Source organism: Bradyrhizobium sp. LB8.2 (assembly GCF_040548035.1).
Classification (GTDB): Bacteria; Pseudomonadota; Alphaproteobacteria; order Rhizobiales; family Xanthobacteraceae; genus Bradyrhizobium.
Window position 1 is genome coordinate 148,565 of sequence record NZ_JBEPQV010000016.1, and the last position, 17,701, is coordinate 166,265.

Genomic DNA, 17,701 nt, shown 5'->3' on the forward strand with positions numbered 1-17,701 from the left:
CGAGCCGAGGGGCGGACTCAATTGATCCACCAACTGGCGGAGCAAGTGCGACCGAGCGAAATCAAACTACCGCCCAGAGGTCAAACGACAATCTATTTCGCTGCGGAGCGCAGAAAAATCAATTGGTTTCGTCAACAAGGCCTCTGCACCCGCTGCCATGGCTCTTCGTCGGGTGTCGCCATCACCGTAGGCAGTGATCATGATCACCGGGACATCCGGCCTTGACGCTTTCGCTTTGGGTAGAAGTTCAAGGCCGCTCATTCCGGGCATATTGACGTCCGACAAAATCAGGATCAAAGGCACGGTATTGGCATCACTGATTTTCTGAAGCGCGCTATCTCCCGAAGTAGCGAATTCCATTGTAAAGCGGCCGGAACGGATGTCGCGCCTGAATTGCTGGCGAAACAGGTCTTCGACGTCGGGTTCATCATCGACCACGAGTATAAGACAAGTCACGAATGAGTCTCAGCGTTGCTGGCATGGGCGGAGCGTGGAAGGACCACTCGAAATTCAGTGAACTGGCCGGCTTGAGTGTCGACCTCAATCGAGCCGGCGTGTTGCTTGACAACGATATCGTAGCTTAGCGAAAGCCCGAGACCGGTGCCTTCTCCGGGCGGCTTGGTCGTGAAGAATGGGTTGAACATTTTCTCCATCACTTCGGACGGAATTCCCGAGCCATTGTCGCGAATTCGAATTTCGACGCGGTTCCCCAGATTTCTGGTTGCTGCAGTAAGCTGAGGCTCGTAATCATCGCGGCCATCGTCTGCCTTACGTTTCCTCGCAGCATAAAATCCGTTGTTGATCAGGTTCAGTAGCACGCGGGTGATCTCCTGGGGTACCAGCTCGGCCTCTCCTGCGCCGGGATCGAATTTCTGGTCGAGCCTGATATAAAACCCCTGCTCCTCGGCCCGGGCACCGTGATAGGCAAGGTTGAGACTCTCCTCAACCAGGGTATTGATATCAACCGCGCGCCGCTCACCTGAATCATCGCGCGAGTGCATCAGCATATTCTTGACGATCGAGTCTGCGCGCTTGCCGTGCCGCACCACCTTTTCGAGGTTACTTTTAAGAAGCCTTGCGATTTCATCCGTTTCCTGGCGCATGCTATCGTTCAATGACGCTGGTTTAAGGACCTCGCCTAGCTCGTCGACCAACCCCTGCGAGAGTGCGGAAAAATTATTGATAAAATTGAGCGGGTTCTTGATTTCGTGGGCGATGCCGGCGGTGAGTTGGCCTAGCGAAGCGAGCTTTTCGGTTTGGATTAGCCGATCCTGCGCGGCGCGCAGTTCGTCTAGCGAGTGCGACAGCTCCCGCGTTCGTTCACGGACTTTTTCTTCGAGAGACTGCCGCTCCTGATCAAGCGCCTGGTAGAAGCTCGCGTTGTTGATCGCGGTAGAAGTCTGGCTAACTAAGTTGGCCAGCTCGAGCAGGACCTCGCCGTCTTGGACAACCCGGCGCTGGTAATGCGCCTGCGCCGCTGTATTTCCCGCGACCAGCAGGCGGATGGGGTTGTTCGGTTCCCCGCCCAAAGGCGAGACGATGTACTCGTCCATACCGAAGAGACGCCGCAGCGAAGTCAGCTCGCTGCGGCGGCAATCGGGCAAACACAGTACCCGCTCCACACCGTCATAAAGTGGCGCGAGCGCCAGCGAGGCGGCGGGGAGAGCCAGCCTGGCAATGCTGGGGCTCTCGGCATCGTCATAGTATCCATCCATCGTCTCGACGGAGAACACGTTCGCCCCGGGCTGCTTAAAAAGAATGAGGCAGCGCTCGAAGTTGAGTTCGTATAAAGCGAATTCTGAGGCAAGCTGCAGGATCGTGGCGAGGTCGACGGTTGTATTGAATTTCTTACCAAGTTCGTAGAGCTGACGATACGCGCTCATCCGGCCGTCGAGATGCTCTTGGACTTCGTAGAGCTGACTCTCAGTCGTCACCAGGCGCTTGACCTCATCCGAGAGGCGCTGGTTTTCAACGCGAAGGCGGTCGATCTCGCTCATGCTACCGATCTTTCCACAGGACGCGGAGTAGCGGTGCTGACATTGGCTAACTCAGTAAACTGCTAATACTACGGCGGTGTAGTTGTGGAAATAGTCGCGCCCTCCTATCGGCCCAATTTCTCCATAGGTGTAGAGGCCTATCCATGGCACCGTGGGCCCAATTTTTTGCTGAAGCTTTTCCAGTATTTGGCCTTTTTGCTGGTCGCGGAAAACGGCTTTGCCGCGGCCTATGCAGTCGAACTGAAACACCATCTTCGGTGCGTTATTGCCTAATGTTGACTTGATTTCTTCGCCAATGCGGTCGACGCCGGCCGATATCTTCTCGTGGTCGCGCCGGCTCATCCAGATGCTCGTACCTTCTTCGACCTCGGTCGGAATTGTGATTGACCCCGCCTTGTCATCTTTTGTCGGCATGAAGCGGATCAAATAGTCGTCGTAACCCTTGATCTGTTCGGGCGCCTTGAATGCCATGCAGAGACTGAGGACCGCCTTGCTCCAATTGTCGATTTCGTCACCGACCAGATATTCCTTGAGCACATCGAGGACTGGCATGCCGTCGATCTCGTAAATGACGTTGCCGGAGCAGCGGGTCACCTTGCGTTCGCCGCCGATCGGAAGGCAGCCGTGGTTAACCGCCCAGGCAAGCCGAGCTGATCCGGACAGCAGAATGCAGGCGATGCCATCGGATGTGATTTGATCGTCGCAATATTGATAGGTTTGTTTGAATTCCATGTTGTCGGCCGACGTACCCCCAAACAGGGGCAGGTGACGATCAAGCTGCAATTCACTCTTGAGGCCTGCGGCGAATCGGTCAAAATTCAGGGTCAGCCCGTCGCCAAGCATGATCAACCCAAGCGTGTCAGGCTGCATCTCGCAAGCCAGGCTCTGAGCGATGGTCCTTCCCGCGGCTTCCGAATCCGCCTTGAGGCCGGAGGCGATTGCGTTCTTGAATTTCAATTCATCGGAGCTGATGGTCATCACGGCCACCGAGAAGTTCGACTCGTCGGCTTCGACACCTGCGATGACTCCCCCGCCAGACCCGCCGGCGAGCGGAGCACCGCCGGTGGCCACGCGAACGGCGTCCAGGAGTGCGCGCTGTTCATATCCGACGGAAGCAAACATAAAGACGAAGTCGGGCCGGTCGATCCCGGCCGCCGTCAATGCTCTCTCGGCGGCCTCGCGCCCGGCCACCTTCGGATTTCGATGATGACTCATCCCAACACCGGCATTCGTACCCATCGGCATGACCTTTCATCGCGAGCGAACCGGACGCCTGTCCCAGCAGATTTGCTTAGCTCTATGAGAGATTGCCGATAGGGCGACGACAACAGCGGCAAAGAACGATGAGCACGGCACCCTCAGGCTAGTCGGGGAACCAACGGCTGCCTATGCTAATCCGGCAAAACGCACGCCTTGCCTTATTTGAGAACGTAGCACCGTACACCTTTTGTTGCCATGGTCGCCGACCGGCTCCGGACAGAAGCTTACCTCTTGGTGTTCGTCGCAGTTTCGATGGCGTCCAGCAGCGATGCAGGTTGCAGCGGCTTGGTAAGGAAGGCCGCGCAGCCGGCCGCTTCGCAGCGTTCACGAGCACTGGTCTCGTTGTGAGCCGTGATGACGATGGTGGGAATCCGGATCCCTGAGCGAGTGAGTTGGTGCTGAAGCTCGAGGCCGCTCATTTCGGGCATCTGCAGGTCGACGATCAGGCACACTGGCAGTCCGAGCGGCAGCCCGGCCAGAAAGCCCCGGGCCGAGGTGTATGTCCTGACCTCGAGCGCGCGTGCCCTCAACAAGCGCTCGAGAGCCCTCAGAACGAAGGGGTCGTCATCCACAATCGCGATGCAGCCCGAGTTGTCTCCCATGGTGGCACTATCGGCGTCAGGGTTGTGGCCTGTCGAGTTGGCCCTTGGACCAACATTGCCTGGAATTCCACTCGGCACTAGATCCGCGCTTTTTCCGCCAACCTTACGAGGTCCGCCACCGAGCGCACCCCGAGTTTCATCATCACCCGCCCGCGGTGCACCTTGATCGTCTTCTCCGCAGTACCCAGGTTCCCCGCGATCTGCTTGTTGAGGCGGCCGGCGACCACCTGGGTCAGAACTTCGCGCTCCCGTGGTGTCAGCATCGCGAGCCGTACCTTGATCTCGCCGATCTCAGCAATAGCGACGCGGGTCGCCGCATCCTCTTTCTCAGCTCGTGCAATCGCAGCCAACAGTTCTGTTTCCTTGACAGGCTTGGTCAGGAAGTCGATCGCACCGGCACGCATGGCGCGGACGCTGGTCGGGATGTCACCCTTTCCAGTCAGGAAGATGATTGGCCTTTGCGAACCTGCAGCAGTCAAGGTCTGCTGCAACTCTAGCCCATTCAACCCCGGCATCGACACATCGAGTATGGCACAACCAGGCACCGATCCATCGTGTTCGGCTAGAAACATCGGCGCAGACGTGAATGCCTTGACGTCGAAGTTTCGCGCCCGTAACAGCCGCGACAACGCATTCAGCACCCTCGTGTCATCATCAACAACGAAAATTGTGAACGTCGGATCTTTCATTGGGCCTCCGCAAGGACTTCTTGCGTTGGCAACAATATGGTCGCGACGACGCCACCAGTACGGTCGTTGGCCACGGCAATCTTGCCTCCATGCGCTTCAATGATGGTGGAGCAGATCGTCAGTCCAAGTCCAAGGCCATGGGTCTTTGTCGTGAAGAACGGTTCGAACAATCGGTCTGCCTGGGCAACCTCGATCCCTGGTCCTCGATCTCTGACAAAAACCTCAATGCATCCCTGCGTTGCTCGGCTGGAGATCGTGATCATCCGCGTCCCCGCGGTCGAAGCCATCGCGTCCATCGCGTTCACGAGGAGGTTTAGCAGAACCTGTTGCAATTGGACGGCATCGCCGAAGAGCTGCGGCAAAGCTGCCGCAAGATCCATGTTGACCATAATGCGGCGGTCGATCATTTCGCTCCGAAGCAACGCGACCGTCTGATCGATCAGTGCGTTCATACTGACCGACTCCAGCACCGTCTCGCCTTTTTTCAGCAGACTGCGCAGGCGATGAATGACTTCGCCAGCCCGGTTAACATCTTGCACAATATCCTGCAGCGCGTCTCGAACCTCCGCGATGTTGGGGGGATCGTCAGCCAGCAGATAGAGCGCAGCCTGCGCGTTCGACAAGATCGCAGTGAGTGGCTGGTTGACCTCGTGGGCTATCGCACCGGAGAGCTCACCCAGAACGGAAACCCTCATCAAATGCGTAACTTCCTGTCGCTGCAACTCCGCTTCGGACTCGACGGCCTTCTGTTCGGTGACATCAACGAAGATTCCGCTAAATCGGTTCGGAGCTCCGTGATCGTCGGGGCGCACACGCGTCCGGATGCTGATCCAGCGCACCTGACCTTCCATTAGTATCCGAACTTGCGTTACGGCAGGTTCGCCGGCATTCCTGATTTGCCGGATCGCGGCGAGTGCGACATCGCGGTCGTCAGGGTGTATGATTTCCAAAAACGTATCGCGGGTAAGCGGCCGGTCACCCGCGAGCCCGAACATTGCTCGGCAATGCTCAGTGGCCCACATTCCGTTCGTTGTTCGGTCAAACTGCCATAGACCGACATTTACCGAAGCCGCGGTGAAGCTCATTCGCTCCTCGCTTTCCTTGAGCGATATCTCCGCTTGATAGCGCCGGCGTCGCTGGAACAGCAATGCGGTGACGAAGGATGCCTGCAGTCCGACAATCAAGATCGTGCTCAGTACGAGGTAGCGATGCTCACTCCAGAGCGTCGGCTGCTTGAAGAGTACAACGCTGCCAAGCGGAAGGTCACTTTCTTTGAGGCCCCACTGCGTCATAGCCCGCGCATCAGTCCGGAATGCGGGCTTCGGATTGGATTTGGGAGGAACCTTCGTGACCTCGGTACCTGAAAGTATCTCAAGGGCCATGTCAGCGGCAGTTATGCCCAGAGACTCAAATGTGTCTGTGTATCCTCCAACGATGCCGGCGCCGATATAGGTATCGAAGATCCCGTAGACTGGGGCGGCGGAAGCTTTCGCCACCGCCGCAGCCACGTCTCTTGGGATGAAGCGTTTGCCTTCGCGATCTGCAAAAAAGGTAAGCATCATGACAATGCTGTCACTTGGCAGCCGTGAAACGTCGCGCAGCAATTCCGCATGAGTGAGGTTAGACCAGTAGACCACCTCAAGCCCGGCATTCTGCCTTTCAATCGCAGTGCGTGCGATTTCACGCCAGCGGAGATCGACGACATCGGTCCCGCTAATCACAACCAAGCGGCGTGCGTTGGGCTGAAGCCGTTCTGCAAGCTCGAGTGTCTTTTCAGGGTAGGAGTTATTGATCACGCCGGTGATGTCCGGCGGCAACTGCAGCGCTTCGTAGGTCGACCGGGTGACATCGGAAAATACGACGGGAACACCCGGGCCGATTACGTCACGATACTTGAGGATAAAAGGTATCGCCGAGACGCCGATTACGAACAGAAGGTCGAAATGGACGCCGGCGTATTTCTCGCGAAGGAAATTGGCCATTCGTGAGGCGTGCGCCTCATCCGGACGTCGGGCCAGATCCAGATATTCGGCGTCGATTTCAAGCCCCTCGGGAGATCGCTCCAGCCAGCGCTTTCGAACCGCATCCGAAACCAGGGCGGTAGCCGGGAACGTATAATTGTATGCGTGGAGAACTAAAACCCGTCGCGACGCATCTTCAGCGTGAGATTGGGCGATGAAAACCCAAGGCGTGAAAAGAATCAGCAGAAATGCACCACGCAAAAGACGCGCGTACCTAGCAGCCGGCCAACCAACACGATCGCAGGCTTTCACGAAGCTCGTCCATTCGAAACCCGGACGAGAATAGAGCATTCATTCGGGAGCTGTCGAGTGGTGAACTCGGCTTTGGGCGGTGGTGGGACTAAGCCGCATCGGACCACAGATCGGTTTTCATGCGCGCCCACGTCCTCCGCCGCACGGCCACGTGGGACCTTGGTCCAATTTAGCGGGGCGGTTTCGCCGAATACCTTCCTCAGCTGGATACCTTCGCTGCGGCGCGGCTGCAGAGCCGTTCTGGAGCGGGGGCGAAGATCAGAACCCCACTCTCAGCCCCATCAATTCACGTTCCGCGCGACCAAACGCTTCATCCTTGCGAGCCTGCGATAGCAATGCGCCAAGTGTGTTATCTCAAGTCGTTTTTGTCCGGCCGGCAGAGCGACAGCCGCTTCGGTCAGTGCGTCGGCGAGTTCGTCGCACTCGTCCGCTGTCATGTTGATCGGCTGCTCTGGCTCGGTGCCCATCGATCATCCTCGAACTTTCGGACCTTAAGCGACAGGGGCTGGCAAATCTATTCGTCGCCCCCGGCCGGATTCACTTAATTCGGAGCCCGCCGCCGAGCCCCAACCGCCAACCGTCCGATGGAAACACACAACACGTGTGCCGAAAACTGCGGAGGAGAAGATGGATCGGAGTGCGACGCTCAGCTTTGAAGACCCACTTTGCTACCAGGCGGCGATCACCACTGCGGATCTTGAGGTGCTACCGACGTCAGGCTGTTCGTTCAAGGCGGAATTGACCAAGGTCCGCTTGGGTGAGCTATTGCTGCAACGCTTCTTCCATAATCTACCCACGCTCAACACCGGCGTTATCAAGCCCGGACGCAGCGTATTTACGTTCCTGACGTCATCGTCGCCAGCTAGTATGCGGCACTGCGGAATGGACGTTTTGTCTGGAGACATCATCGCCAATGACGGCGACGAGATACACCAGCAGACCGAGGCCGAGTTTCGTCTGGGATCGATATCTCTCGCGATCGCCCAACTCGATGCCGCTTGCCAAGCCATAGCCGGTTGCGAGTTTTTTTCGAACTCAGCGCAGAAGCAACTTATTCGGCCGGATGCTGCTATGATGTCGCGGCTGTTGAACCTGCATGAGATAGTGGGCCAAATCGCAGCAAACGCGCCTGAGATTCTTGTCGTGAACGAGGCAGCGCGCTCCTTGGAGAACCAGTTCATCCATCTACTGGTCAGGTGTCTGACGGAGAGCGCATCTAGTCGATCCATTAACTGCGGCCTGCGGCAGGCTCGGATAATCGCAAAATTCCATGAATATCTTGAAGCTAACCCGAACGTGCCGCTTTATTTGGAAGACATATGCGGAGCGATCGGAGCGGCGGAACGCAGCCTTCGCGCCGCCTGCGAAACACATCTCGGCATGGGTCCTATCCGCTATCTTGCGCTGAGGAGAATGCACCTTGTTCGCCGGGCGCTCTCGCAAGCCGATTCTTCCACCACAACCGTGACGAGAATTGCCATGGAGCACGGATTCTGGGAGCTGGGGCGCTTCTCAGGGAGTTACCGCGCGATGTTTGGGGAAACGCCTTCGGCTACATTGTTCCGACCGCCGCACGACCGACCTGCGGATGGCCTGATGTAGCGCGAGCGCCGGGTTGAAGCCGGCCAAATCCACCAGACTTAGCGCTCTAGCTACGCCGTCGGTCCGCTTCCGGTCTGGCCCTGAACGGACCCTTCAGCCGCTTCCAACCCAACCAGCGCCCGCCTATCCCTCGTATTGGTCCGGCCCCATCGCCCAGAGCGATTGATCGTGACCGGATGCGTAATTGCGATTGTTCAGCGCCGGATTGCGATTGACCATCGGCCGCATGAACATCGGGTGGGTGGCGCTGCGCACCTCGTGCTCGACCGTGAACAGGGGCTTGCCGCCGTCGAGATCGACGATGTCGCAGAACCGGTACTGATATTGATTGTCCTCGCGCGAGATCAAATTGCGCGCCAACAGCCTGCGGTAAGGGCCGGAGAAGTCGGTGATGTACATCTGCACATGGTGGCCGTCGTAGTCGCCTTGCGGCCGATCGGTCTCGCGGAACAACAGATGCTGGTCGCGGCCCGTCTTCACGGCGGCGACCGTGCCGTCGCCGTTCCACAAGGCGGATGGCATGCCCATGATTTCAGGGTAGAAGGCGCAGATAGGCGCTGCTGAACCCACCGGCACGTCGAACTCGACATAGGGAATGCCGAGCGCGATGCGGCCGAAGCGCGCGGCGTCGGGCTCGTAACAGCGCAGGCGGTTGCCCCACGGACAAATCGCTTCGACATGGTCGTTGTGCTCGGTGAAGGCGAACGCCGTGCCCTCGAGCTTTTTGGCGACCGACGCCAATCGCGCCAGCAGCGCTTCGCGGCCCGCGATGACCAGTCCGACATGACCGCGCAGCACCTGCGGCCTCCCGCTCGGCAAGTGGAATTGGCTCCGCCCGGCGTTGATCCACATGTTGGTGTCGGACACCATCAGGTAGGGATCGCGGGTGAGCCCGAGGCCCGTGACGTAGAACAGGGTGGCGAGCCGCTGATCCGGGACCTGGATATTGACGTGTTCGAGATGGATTGCGTTGCCGAGATCTTCTGCGGATCGATCGAATTGTTGCGGCATGGATGGGGCTCTCGCTGGGGGACGGACGGGTCATACTAAAGCGTTTTCAAGCGAAGTGGACACCGGTTCGCGCAAAGAAAACGCGTCAAAATAAGAATCTAAAGCGCACAATTTCCGCCAGCCGAAACGGCGAACCGATGACATCTTGAGGGCAGGGCATGACGTCCGTTCCGACCTTGCCGTGGCGGCCAGTCCCTGTACTCTGACCAAAACCTGAGGCAAGAACACCGGGAAGGAACGGATGCGGGGAGTTTTGGCGGGCGTACGCGTTCTCGATTTCGGGCGCTATATCGCAGGGCCTTATTGCGCGACCTTGCTGGCCGAATTCGGCGCCGAGGTCATTCGCGTGGAGAAGCGCGACGGCAGCGAGGATCGCTTCGTGGCGCCGGTGGGAGAGGGTGGCGAAGGCGCGCTGTTTCTTCAGGTCAATCGCAACAAGAAGGGCCTCACGCTCGATCCGATGAAGCCGGAAGGGCAGGAGGTGATGCGCCGCCTGGTGGCGACCGCGGACGTGGTCGTCGCCAATCTGCCGCCGCAGACCCTGCGCGCGATGAAGCTCGACTACGGCTCGCTCAAGGCGATCAAGCCGGACATCATCCTGACGACGGCAACCGCGTTCGGCGGGCCGGGGCCCTGGTCCGACCGCGTCGGCTTCGACGGCGTCGGGCAGGTCATGTCGGGCTCGGTGTACATGACGGGCGCCGGCGATCCGCCTTACCGGGCCGCGGTCAACTGGGTCGATTTCGGAACGGCGCTGCATTGCGCGTTCGGGACGCTCGCTGCGCTGATCGAGCGCGGCAAATCCGGGCGCGGGCAGATCGTCGAGGGCGCGCTGCTTGCAACCGCTTTGTCCTTCACCAATGCCACGCTGATCGAGCAGGCCGTTATCAACGTCAATCGCGTGCCGACAGGCAATCTCGGCCAGACCGCAGCGCCAGCCGACATCTATCGCACCAGCGACGGCTGGGTGTTGTGCCAGGTCACGGGGCATCCCCTGTTCAAACGCTGGGCCAGGCTGATGGGCGAGGAGGAGTTGTGGCTGAACGATCCGCGCTTTGCCGACGACATCAGCCGCGGCAACAACGGTCCCGTCATCAGCGAGCGGATGGCGCGCTGGTGCGCCGAGCGCACCACGCAGGAGGCCGTCGACACCCTGGGCAATGCCATGATTCCGACCGGCCCGGTGCTGAGCCCGCAGCAGGCGCTGGATCATCCGCACATCCGCGCCGCCGGCTTTATGCAGGACGTCGATTATCCCGGTCTGCCGAAGCCCGCACCGGTGACACGCGCCGCCGTCCGCCTGTCGGAAACGCCCGGTGAAATCGCGACGCGCGCTCCGACGCTCGGCGAGCATACCGATCTTATCCTGACCGAGCTCGGCTACGACAAGGCCGCGATCGCGGCGCTTCGGCAAGGCGGCATCGTCTAGTGAGGGAGGCAGGCCGAGCACATCCGGCAATCTCTCATCGGCCATGTGCGTTTGCCGGGAGCTTGGCTGCGGTGTGGTCAAGGGGTTGTTTGGAGGACAACGTCGGCGGACGCCGGAGGCGCTACGCGCAGAGATCGATGGCAGCGCGACCATCAGGTGGTCGGCCGTCACCGTCGGCTCCCGCATCAAATGCGGGACGCCGCAGCCGCATCGAGGCGCCGCCGGGGGGCGGCGGGTCGTCGTCGTCATCCAGCCTGCGCAGCGCGGCGAGGATGTCCGCGAGCCGGATGGTCTGGTCCAGGCCGGGAATCTCGCGCAACGCGGGATGGGATTCGACCGCGTACATGTCGGACGCCCACGACGACAGGATGATCCGCTTCTCCGGGGTCGAGAGGCCGCGGTCGTCGAGGACGGCGCTCGGAGATGCATAATGTGCGGCGGGGTGAAACAGCGGGTTGAGACCGCCGGTGGTCGCATTGGCATTGGTCATGGTTGTCTCCCTCTACACTCCTTCCGAAGGGATGGTTCTTGATCGGCGGACGGCGACCCGGTCGCCATCCGCCATGCTGGTTGCGGCAGTGCCGAACGAGCGGGACGAGGCTAAGCCGCCTTCCTCTGCTCGATCTGCGGTGACGAAGCGCCCGCGATCTGGATCCGGCGTGGCTTCATCGCGTCCGGAATCTCGCGCACCAGGTCGATGATCAACAGGCCGTCCTCAAAGGCAGCCTGCTTGACCTGGACGTAGTCGGCGAGATTGAACACGCGGCGGAACGGGCGTGCCGCGATACCCTGGTAGAGGTATTCGCGTGCAGCGCTGTCGGGCTTCCTGCCCTCGATGGTAAGGGCGTTCTGTTCGGCGGTCACCGTGATGTCGTTGACGCTGAAGCCCGCCACCGCCAGCGTGATGCGGTAGTGGTCTTCGCCGGACCGCTCAATATTGTAGGGGGGATAGTTGTCCTCGCTCGCCTGGCGCAGCGTGCTGTCGACGAGGTCGGCCAGGTGGTCGAAGCCAATGGTGGAGCGCCACAGGGGCGCGAAGTCAAAGGTGGTCCTCATACCAAGTCCTCCAAAGAGCAAGATGGATACGAAGGAGCGCAAGACAGGGAATCGGACCAGGTCCGAACACCCCGACCGGCGCCCGCGCCGGACCCGATCGGGCATCCGGCACACCGCTCTCGCGGCGAAAAACGAAATAGAGCGGCGCAAGGACATTGCAAGAGGTGCGCAAATTTTTTTTCGGCTCACATCGCCGGCGGCCGCCGATCCCTCCAAAAGCGCCGGCAAGCGGCGAGGAATCGCCTTGACAAGGAAAGCAGCCTGAATATTTTTTGGCTAGGAAGATTGCTCTTCCGACACCGCTAAATCGATAAGGACCGTGAAAGACCGTCTGGAGTGACGACGATGCTCGATCAAGATCTGGCCCGCCTCCGTGCGCACCGAAACAATCTCTCCCGCTACCGGCGCTTGCTGAAGACCAAGCTGTCGGACATCGAACGCCGGTTTGTCGAACGACGCCTCGCCGAGGAGCAGACCGCGCTCGAGGCCCTTGCCGCCGATGTCTTCCCCATTGCATTCACCCTTCCGAACCAGCCGCCGGCTTCCGCCGCGCGGGGAGCGGAACGATGAGCGACGTCCGCGACCTCCTCATCCGCGGCAGCGAGAAGGTGATCCGGCACTATCGGCTGCTGCTGGCCGGCGCCAGAACCGAGAGCGAACGCGAGTTCTACCGTAGCAGAATCCAGCGCGAGCAGCGCCTGCTCGACGAGCTGCAGGGCGGGTTGCCGGATCGATCGGCGGCATGACCGCGCTTCGCCGAGCCTTGTCCGTGCGTTACAGCAATTGCTTCAATGCCTGTGCATCGGCCGGCGCCGCGCTCTTCTGGTCGTTGTCGAAGTAGACAAAGACGTCGCAGCCCTGCCGCTTCCAGGACTTGATGCGCCGCGCCCATTGCGCCAGCGTGGTTTTCGTATAATGCCCGTGATAGCGCCCGCTTGGTCCGTGTCCGCGCACATAGACGAAATCCGCCGTGCGCTTCCATGGTGCCGGCGCGTCGTGATGGTCGGACAAACATAGCGAGATGTTCTCGTCGGCCAGCATCCTGAGAATGCGCGGCTGATACCAGCTCGGATGACGGAATTCGAAGCTGTACCGTCGCTTCCTTGACAACAGCTTGAAGAAGGCGGCGAGGCGGTCCGCGTCGACCTCGAATTGCGGCGGGAGCTGGAACAGGATCGGGCCGGCCTTGCCGCCGAGCCGCGAGATACGATCCTCCAGCAGCTCGAGGCTGTTGACGGAGCGGCCCGACAGGCGCTTCCAGTGGGTGATGAATTTCGACGCCTTCCAGGCGAACACGAAATCGCGCCCGGTCTGCGCCCGCCAAGCCTCGACGGCCTCCGGCGTCGGGGTGCGGTAGAACACCCCGTTCAGCTCGGTGGTGTCGAACTGTCCGGCGTAATAGCGTAGCTGCTCCTTCAACGTCACGCCCTCCGGAAAGAACGGCCCACGCCAGGAGGCGTAATGCCAGCCGGAAGTTCCGATCAGGACGCGCGCCATTTCCCTGCCATCCGTTTGCCAACCTCGGACGCGGCACGCTCGATTGGCCGGAGCCGCGCCGGCCGAAAGGGAACGCCCGTGCGGCCGATACGTTGCTCGTGAGCTTGACCAACGCAGGACCGGAACCGATGTACGCACTGTTCGAAGGTAGCAAGCAGATCGGCGACCCATTCCCCTCCGAGAAGGAGGTGTGGGAAGCCGCATTGATCGAAGGGCTGGTGACCGACGTTCCCGTCGCGGACGAGGAGGGCGGCAGGCTTCTGCCTGCCGGTTATCACGTCGCGCGCATCGAGGAGACGTTCGAGCCGAAGCCGGGCTGGAAGCTGCCGCGCGATATCTCTTGAGCGGGCCTAGTTTGACGCCAGCGCCGACTTGTTCGAGACCAGCGCCGACTTGGCGACTTCCGCCATCCAGCTCGATGCCACCGGCAGGATCGCGTCGTTGAAATCATAGCGCGGGCCGTGCAGCTCGGCGCCGTCGCGTAAAACCCCGTTGCCGATCCAGACGAAGGCGCCGGGCCGATGCTGGAGGTAGAAGGCGAAATCCTCGCCGGCCATGCTGGGTGCGAGATCGCGCCGCAGCTCGGCCTGCACCTTGTCCACGGCGAGGCGCGCGAGACCCGCCTCCGTCGGCGTGTTGATCACGACGCCGACACCCATGACGATCTCGGGCGTCACCTTGACGCCAAAACTCGTCGCGATGCCGGCGCAGATCGCTTCGATTCGCGCCACGATGGTGTCTTTCACCGCGTCGCGATGATAGCGCAGCGTTCCGCCGATCATGACGCGCCCGGCAATCTGATTGCGCGCCGTGCCGCCTTCGATCGTGCACAGCGAGAGCACTGCAGTGTCGAGCGGATCGACGCTGCGCGATACGATCGATTGCAGCGCCACGATCAAATGGCCCGCCGCCATCACCGGGTCGCGCGTCAGATGCGGCATGCCGGCATGTCCGGCATGGCCGTCGATCGTGATGCTGACGCGGCCGCCGGAGGCCATGACGACGCCGTCATGGACCGCGATGGTGCCGGCGGCAAGGCCCGGCCAGTTGTGAAAGCCGAACACCTGTTCCATCGGAAAGCGGTCGAACAGCCCGGCCGCGACCATCGCGCGCGAGCCGCCAAAATCTTCTTCCGCCGGCTGGAAGATGAAGTCGACGGTGCCGCTCCAGCTGGTGTCGGCGGCGAGCAGCGCGGCGGCACCGAGCAGCGAAGCGGTATGCCCGTCATGGCCGCAGGCATGCATCACGCCGGGATTTTTCGAGGCGTAGGGCAGGGCCGTGTCTTCGGTGATCGGCAGCGCATCCATGTCGGCGCGCAGGCCGACGCGGCTCTGCGCGTGGCCACGCGTCAAGGTCGCGACGATGCCGTGGCCGCCGATGCCTGACACGAAGGGAATGCCGAGCTCGGTGAGCTTGTCCTGCACAAAGGCGGCGGTGGCTTTCTCCTGGAGGGACAGTTCGGGATGCGCATGCAAATGCTGGCGCCACGCGGTCAGTTTCTGGTGCAGTTCGGGTGTCAAGACAGGCATCTCTCGGATTGTGTGTCGGCTGCGGGCAGCATAACCGAATAGCCGCAGCTTGCATCAAGCGTCAGCGAATGCCTCGCGTGCAGCAACGTGTTCGGCAGTTGCTGGGGGGAGAGCGACCGCGCCGCGCGCTCCACTTCACCTCTCCCGCTTGCGGGAGAGGCCGGGAGAGGGCTCGATCGTCATTGGGGGTCTCACTGCGGAGACACCCTCTCCCCAACCCTCTCCCGCAAGCGGGAGAGGGCGCGCACCGGCGGCCGCGGATCCGCGCTACGCCGCCAGCTTCGCCAGCCCGCTCCAGTCGAAGCTGATGCCGTGGCCCATACGGTCCGGCGCGAGCGCCAACCCGTCCTGAAGCACCAGCGGATGCTCGATATATTTGTCGAGCCCAAAGCCGTGCGCCTCCAGATACGATCGGTTCGGGCAGGCCGCGAGCAGGTGCACGGTGATGTCGTGCGCGCCGTGGCTGGTGACGGGCAGGTTGAACGCTTCCGCCAGCCGCGCGATCTTCATAAACGCACTCACGCCGCCGCAATTGGTGACGTCAGGCTCGGGATAGGACACCGCGCCTGCGACGATGTAGTTCTTGAACTCCCACAGCGAGCGCAAATTCTCGCCGGCCGCGATCGGCACGCCGCCGGCCTGCATGATCCGCGCATGTCCCGCGACATCGTCGGGGATGATCGGCTCCTCGAGCCAGGTGAGGTCATGGGGAACAAACGCACGGGCGGCGCGGATCGCTTCCTCGACCGTCCATTTCATGTTGGCGTCCGCCATCAGCGGAAAGCCGTCGCCGAGATGCTGTCGCATCGCGGAGACCTTCGCGACGTCGGTTTTGAGATCAGGCCGGCCGACCTTCATCTTGATGGCGCGAAAGCCCTTGGCGAGATTGCCGTCGGTCTGCTTCAGCAGCGCCTCGACGGAGAGATCGAGGTCGATGCCCCCTGCGTAACACGGCACACGCGCATCAAAACCGCCGAGCAGGCGGAACAGCGGCAATTTCGCGCGCCGCGCCTTCAAGTCCCACAGCGCGATGTCGAGCGCGGAGAGTGCCAGCACCGCCGGCCCGCCGCGCCCGCCATAATGCAGGCCCCACCAGACCTGATGCCAGATCGCTTCGGTATCATCGGCCTCGCGCCCCTCGACGAGCGGCGGGATCTCGCGCTTGAGAATGTCGGCGACCGCGCCGCCATTGCGCCCGACCGTGTAGGTGTAGCCGACGCCCTCGGCGCCATCGGCATCGCGGATGCGGCAGGTGATCAGCTCGAACGCCGCGATCTCGCCATGGGTCGAGTCGGAGAGCGTGACGGGGAGGGGGATCCGGTAGAACCCGGTCTCGATGGTCGAAATGCGCGGCATGATTTGTCCCTGCGTTTTCTTTGCAGGCTAGGCTGGCATGCACGGCCCGGCAAGCGCGCGCCGTGCAAGGCAGCTCACCGCATCGTCGCGAGCTGCAATGCCAGCGCGCAGGCGCGGTCGTATTCGTCGAGATTGATCCATTCGTCGATCGTGTGCGCCTCGTTCTGGCCGGCGCCAAAGGTCACCGTCGGAACGCCGTGGCGGACCATCCAGTTGGCGTCCAGGCCGCCATTGGCGGCGCGCACGTTCGGAGTTCCGCCCACCGCAGACACCGCCTCGATCGCGCGTTTCACCACCGGCAGGTTCTCCTTCATGCGGAACGGATGATAGTCGGTTTCGGCCTTGAACTTGACCTTGCCGGCTTTTCCTTGCGCGTTGGTGACGCGCTTGGCCGCCTTCTCGAACGCGGCCTTGTAGGCCTTGGTGATCTCCTTGAAGAACTTTCCGTCATGGCTGCGGCTTTCGCCGCGCACATGCACGTAGTCGGTGACGACGTTGGTGGCATCGCCCGCAGGCCGCCCCTCGCCGCCGGTGACGGGGCCGACATTGCTGGTGCCTTGCTGCTTGCGCTTGACCACCCTGCCGAACCAGCCGCCGGCCTTCACATCAGCCAGCGCAAGCGCGAGGATCATGGTCGAGGAGATGCCGCGCTCCGGCGCGACGCCGGCATGCGAGGCGCGGCCGAAGATCTCCACGGTCCAGCGATCGGCACCCACGGCGCCGATGACGACGTTGGAGGCCGAGCCGCCGTCATAGTTGAACGCCATCACCGGCGAGCCGAGCTCGTCGAGCTTGACGTGGCGCGCGCCATAGAGCCCGCTCTCCTCGCGCACGCAGAACAGAAGCGTGATCGGCGGATGATCGAGATTCTGCTTTTCGAGCTCGGCAGCCAGCGTCACCAGCACGCCGCAGCCGCAGCGGTTGTCGCCGCCGAGCGCGGTCTTGGCATCATTTACGATCTTGCGCTTCGCGAGCTTCGGCTTGGCGCCGGCGCACAGCGGCACGGTGTCCATGTGGGTCATGAACATGATGCGCGGCTGGTTGTGCAGCGCGCCCCGGCCGGGCAGGTCGACGATGAGGTTGCCGGTCTCGGTCGGCACCGGAATGCGCGTATTGGCGTCGTCGAGCCGGATCGCCTTTGCCGGCACGCCGCTCTCCTTCAGCGCGGCCGTGAGCTCACGCCCGATCGCCGCCTCCTGTCCGGTGACGCCCTCGACGGCGAGGAAGCGCATGAGACGGTCGGTAGCGGCTTTGGTGTCGACAGGCATGAGATGTCCTTACGTCATCGCCAGCGATGCTGGGGGCTAGCCCAACTTGCGCAGAATCGACCCCCGGCTATAAGCAAATCAATGCCTTAGCCGAAAAGTTGGCACTACATTTTCTTGGGAATTGTGATCAGG

At 61.4% G+C, this 17,701-nt stretch carries 19 protein-coding genes; 5 read left to right on the forward strand and 14 right to left on the reverse strand.

Annotated features, from left to right (window positions below; all coding sequences use genetic code 11):
• Nucleotides 1-66: 66 nt before the first annotated feature.
• The 7 genes from ABIB06_RS20635 to ABIB06_RS20665 form a co-directional block, all read right to left on the reverse strand.
• Nucleotides 67-456, reverse strand: coding sequence for a response regulator (locus ABIB06_RS20635; RefSeq protein ID WP_354046063.1), 390 nt, complete (start codon nt 454-456; stop codon nt 67-69).
• Nucleotides 453-1,997, reverse strand: coding sequence for a sensor histidine kinase (locus ABIB06_RS38920; protein WP_502916515.1), 1,545 nt, complete (start codon nt 1,995-1,997; stop codon nt 453-455). The genes ABIB06_RS20635 and ABIB06_RS38920 overlap by 4 nt, the downstream gene beginning before the upstream one ends.
• A gap of 51 nt (nt 1,998-2,048) precedes the next feature.
• Nucleotides 2,049-3,242 (reverse strand): FIST signal transduction protein, encoded by a 1,194-nt coding sequence (locus tag ABIB06_RS20645; RefSeq protein ID WP_354046065.1) that lies wholly within the window; start codon nt 3,240-3,242, stop codon nt 2,049-2,051.
• Between the two features lie 239 nt (nt 3,243-3,481).
• Complete coding sequence (locus tag ABIB06_RS20650; RefSeq protein WP_354046067.1) at nt 3,482-3,859, reverse strand: response regulator transcription factor; 378 nt, start codon at nt 3,857-3,859, stop codon at nt 3,482-3,484.
• Between the two features lie 77 nt (nt 3,860-3,936).
• Nucleotides 3,937-4,548, reverse strand: coding sequence for a response regulator transcription factor (locus ABIB06_RS20655; protein ID WP_354046069.1), 612 nt, complete (start codon nt 4,546-4,548; stop codon nt 3,937-3,939).
• Entirely contained in the window at nt 4,545-6,821 is a 2,277-nt protein-coding gene (locus tag ABIB06_RS20660) for a sensor histidine kinase (RefSeq protein ID WP_354046071.1), read from the reverse strand. The genes ABIB06_RS20655 and ABIB06_RS20660 overlap by 4 nt, the downstream gene beginning before the upstream one ends.
• Before the next feature lie 281 nt (nt 6,822-7,102).
• Nucleotides 7,103-7,288, reverse strand: coding sequence for a hypothetical protein (locus tag ABIB06_RS20665; RefSeq protein ID WP_247448300.1), 186 nt, complete (start codon nt 7,286-7,288; stop codon nt 7,103-7,105).
• 160 nt (nt 7,289-7,448) lie between these two features.
• On the opposite strand from ABIB06_RS20665, the gene ABIB06_RS20670 reads away from it, so the two are divergent.
• Nucleotides 7,449-8,423: a helix-turn-helix transcriptional regulator gene (locus ABIB06_RS20670; RefSeq protein ID WP_354046073.1), complete on the forward strand. Its 975-nt coding sequence runs from the start codon at nt 7,449-7,451 to the stop codon at nt 8,421-8,423.
• 123 nt (nt 8,424-8,546) lie between these two features.
• Here the strand turns inward: ABIB06_RS20670 and ABIB06_RS20675 are convergent, their stop codons facing one another.
• Complete coding sequence (locus ABIB06_RS20675; RefSeq protein WP_354046075.1) at nt 8,547-9,434, reverse strand: VOC family protein; 888 nt, start codon at nt 9,432-9,434, stop codon at nt 8,547-8,549.
• Between the two features lie 241 nt (nt 9,435-9,675).
• On the opposite strand from ABIB06_RS20675, the gene ABIB06_RS20680 reads away from it, so the two are divergent.
• Nucleotides 9,676-10,863: a CaiB/BaiF CoA transferase family protein gene (locus tag ABIB06_RS20680; RefSeq protein WP_354046077.1), complete on the forward strand. Its 1,188-nt coding sequence runs from the start codon at nt 9,676-9,678 to the stop codon at nt 10,861-10,863.
• A 121-nt stretch (nt 10,864-10,984) separates the two neighbouring features.
• On the opposite strand, the gene ABIB06_RS20685 is transcribed toward ABIB06_RS20680, so the two are convergent.
• Together ABIB06_RS20685 and ABIB06_RS20690 are read right to left on the reverse strand one after the other, a co-directional pair.
• Nucleotides 10,985-11,353: a hypothetical protein gene (locus ABIB06_RS20685; RefSeq protein ID WP_354046079.1), complete on the reverse strand. Its 369-nt coding sequence runs from the start codon at nt 11,351-11,353 to the stop codon at nt 10,985-10,987.
• 110 nt (nt 11,354-11,463) lie between these two features.
• A complete protein-coding gene (locus ABIB06_RS20690) occupies nt 11,464-11,919 on the reverse strand; it encodes an Hsp20 family protein (RefSeq protein ID WP_247448305.1) in 456 nt (151 codons plus the stop codon).
• Nucleotides 11,920-12,264: 345 nt separating this feature from the next.
• On the opposite strand from ABIB06_RS20690, the gene ABIB06_RS20695 reads away from it, so the two are divergent.
• Nucleotides 12,265-12,489: a hypothetical protein gene (locus tag ABIB06_RS20695; protein ID WP_354046082.1), complete on the forward strand. Its 225-nt coding sequence runs from the start codon at nt 12,265-12,267 to the stop codon at nt 12,487-12,489.
• Nucleotides 12,486-12,665 carry a hypothetical protein gene (locus tag ABIB06_RS20700; protein ID WP_247348152.1) on the forward strand — a complete coding sequence of 60 codons (180 nt, stop codon included), beginning with the start codon at nt 12,486-12,488 and terminating at the stop codon, nt 12,663-12,665. Before ABIB06_RS20695 ends, ABIB06_RS20700 begins: the two co-directional genes overlap by 4 nt.
• A gap of 28 nt (nt 12,666-12,693) precedes the next feature.
• Here the strand turns inward: ABIB06_RS20700 and ABIB06_RS20705 are convergent, their stop codons facing one another.
• Nucleotides 12,694-13,416: a DUF72 domain-containing protein gene (locus ABIB06_RS20705; RefSeq protein ID WP_354046084.1), complete on the reverse strand. Its 723-nt coding sequence runs from the start codon at nt 13,414-13,416 to the stop codon at nt 12,694-12,696.
• A 128-nt stretch (nt 13,417-13,544) separates the two neighbouring features.
• On the opposite strand from ABIB06_RS20705, the gene ABIB06_RS20710 reads away from it, so the two are divergent.
• Nucleotides 13,545-13,760 (forward strand): hypothetical protein, encoded by a 216-nt coding sequence (locus tag ABIB06_RS20710; RefSeq protein WP_354046086.1) that lies wholly within the window; start codon nt 13,545-13,547, stop codon nt 13,758-13,760.
• A gap of 6 nt (nt 13,761-13,766) precedes the next feature.
• Here the strand turns inward: ABIB06_RS20710 and ABIB06_RS20715 are convergent, their stop codons facing one another.
• The 3 genes from ABIB06_RS20715 to ABIB06_RS20725 form a co-directional block, all read right to left on the reverse strand.
• A complete protein-coding gene (locus tag ABIB06_RS20715; protein ID WP_354046088.1) occupies nt 13,767-14,936 on the reverse strand; it encodes an amidohydrolase in 1,170 nt (389 codons plus the stop codon).
• Nucleotides 14,937-15,212: 276 nt separating this feature from the next.
• Nucleotides 15,213-16,301, reverse strand: a complete 1,089-nt coding sequence (locus ABIB06_RS20720) for a mandelate racemase/muconate lactonizing enzyme family protein (protein WP_247448311.1) — start codon at nt 16,299-16,301, stop codon at nt 15,213-15,215.
• Between the two features lie 74 nt (nt 16,302-16,375).
• The gene (locus ABIB06_RS20725) at nt 16,376-17,569 is read right to left on the reverse strand and encodes a M20/M25/M40 family metallo-hydrolase (protein WP_354046090.1); all 1,194 of its coding nucleotides are present in this window, start codon (nt 17,567-17,569) and stop codon (nt 16,376-16,378) included.
• Nucleotides 17,570-17,701: the final 132 nt, after the last annotated feature.

Coding starts and splice junctions, on each gene's coding strand:
- ABIB06_RS38920 (WP_502916515.1), bottom strand. CDS start 1,997: ATGAGCGAGATCGACCGCCTTCGCGTTGAAAACCAGCGCCTCTCGGAT.
- ABIB06_RS20645 (WP_354046065.1), bottom strand. CDS start 3,242: ATGCCGATGGGTACGAATGCCGGTGTTGGGATGAGTCATCATCGAAAT.
- ABIB06_RS20650 (WP_354046067.1), bottom strand. CDS start 3,859: ATGGGAGACAACTCGGGCTGCATCGCGATTGTGGATGACGACCCCTTC.
- ABIB06_RS20655 (WP_354046069.1), bottom strand. CDS start 4,548: ATGAAAGATCCGACGTTCACAATTTTCGTTGTTGATGATGACACGAGG.
- ABIB06_RS20665 (WP_247448300.1), bottom strand. CDS start 7,288: ATGGGCACCGAGCCAGAGCAGCCGATCAACATGACAGCGGACGAGTGC.
- ABIB06_RS20670 (WP_354046073.1), top strand. CDS start 7,449: ATGGATCGGAGTGCGACGCTCAGCTTTGAAGACCCACTTTGCTACCAG.
- ABIB06_RS20675 (WP_354046075.1), bottom strand. CDS start 9,434: ATGCCGCAACAATTCGATCGATCCGCAGAAGATCTCGGCAACGCAATC.
- ABIB06_RS20680 (WP_354046077.1), top strand. CDS start 9,676: ATGCGGGGAGTTTTGGCGGGCGTACGCGTTCTCGATTTCGGGCGCTAT.
- ABIB06_RS20685 (WP_354046079.1), bottom strand. CDS start 11,353: ATGACCAATGCCAATGCGACCACCGGCGGTCTCAACCCGCTGTTTCAC.
- ABIB06_RS20690 (WP_247448305.1), bottom strand. CDS start 11,919: ATGAGGACCACCTTTGACTTCGCGCCCCTGTGGCGCTCCACCATTGGC.
- ABIB06_RS20695 (WP_354046082.1), top strand. CDS start 12,265: ATGCTCGATCAAGATCTGGCCCGCCTCCGTGCGCACCGAAACAATCTC.
- ABIB06_RS20700 (WP_247348152.1), top strand. CDS start 12,486: ATGAGCGACGTCCGCGACCTCCTCATCCGCGGCAGCGAGAAGGTGATC.
- ABIB06_RS20705 (WP_354046084.1), bottom strand. CDS start 13,416: ATGGCGCGCGTCCTGATCGGAACTTCCGGCTGGCATTACGCCTCCTGG.
- ABIB06_RS20710 (WP_354046086.1), top strand. CDS start 13,545: ATGTACGCACTGTTCGAAGGTAGCAAGCAGATCGGCGACCCATTCCCC.
- ABIB06_RS20720 (WP_247448311.1), bottom strand. CDS start 16,301: ATGCCGCGCATTTCGACCATCGAGACCGGGTTCTACCGGATCCCCCTC.
- ABIB06_RS20725 (WP_354046090.1), bottom strand. CDS start 17,569: ATGCCTGTCGACACCAAAGCCGCTACCGACCGTCTCATGCGCTTCCTC.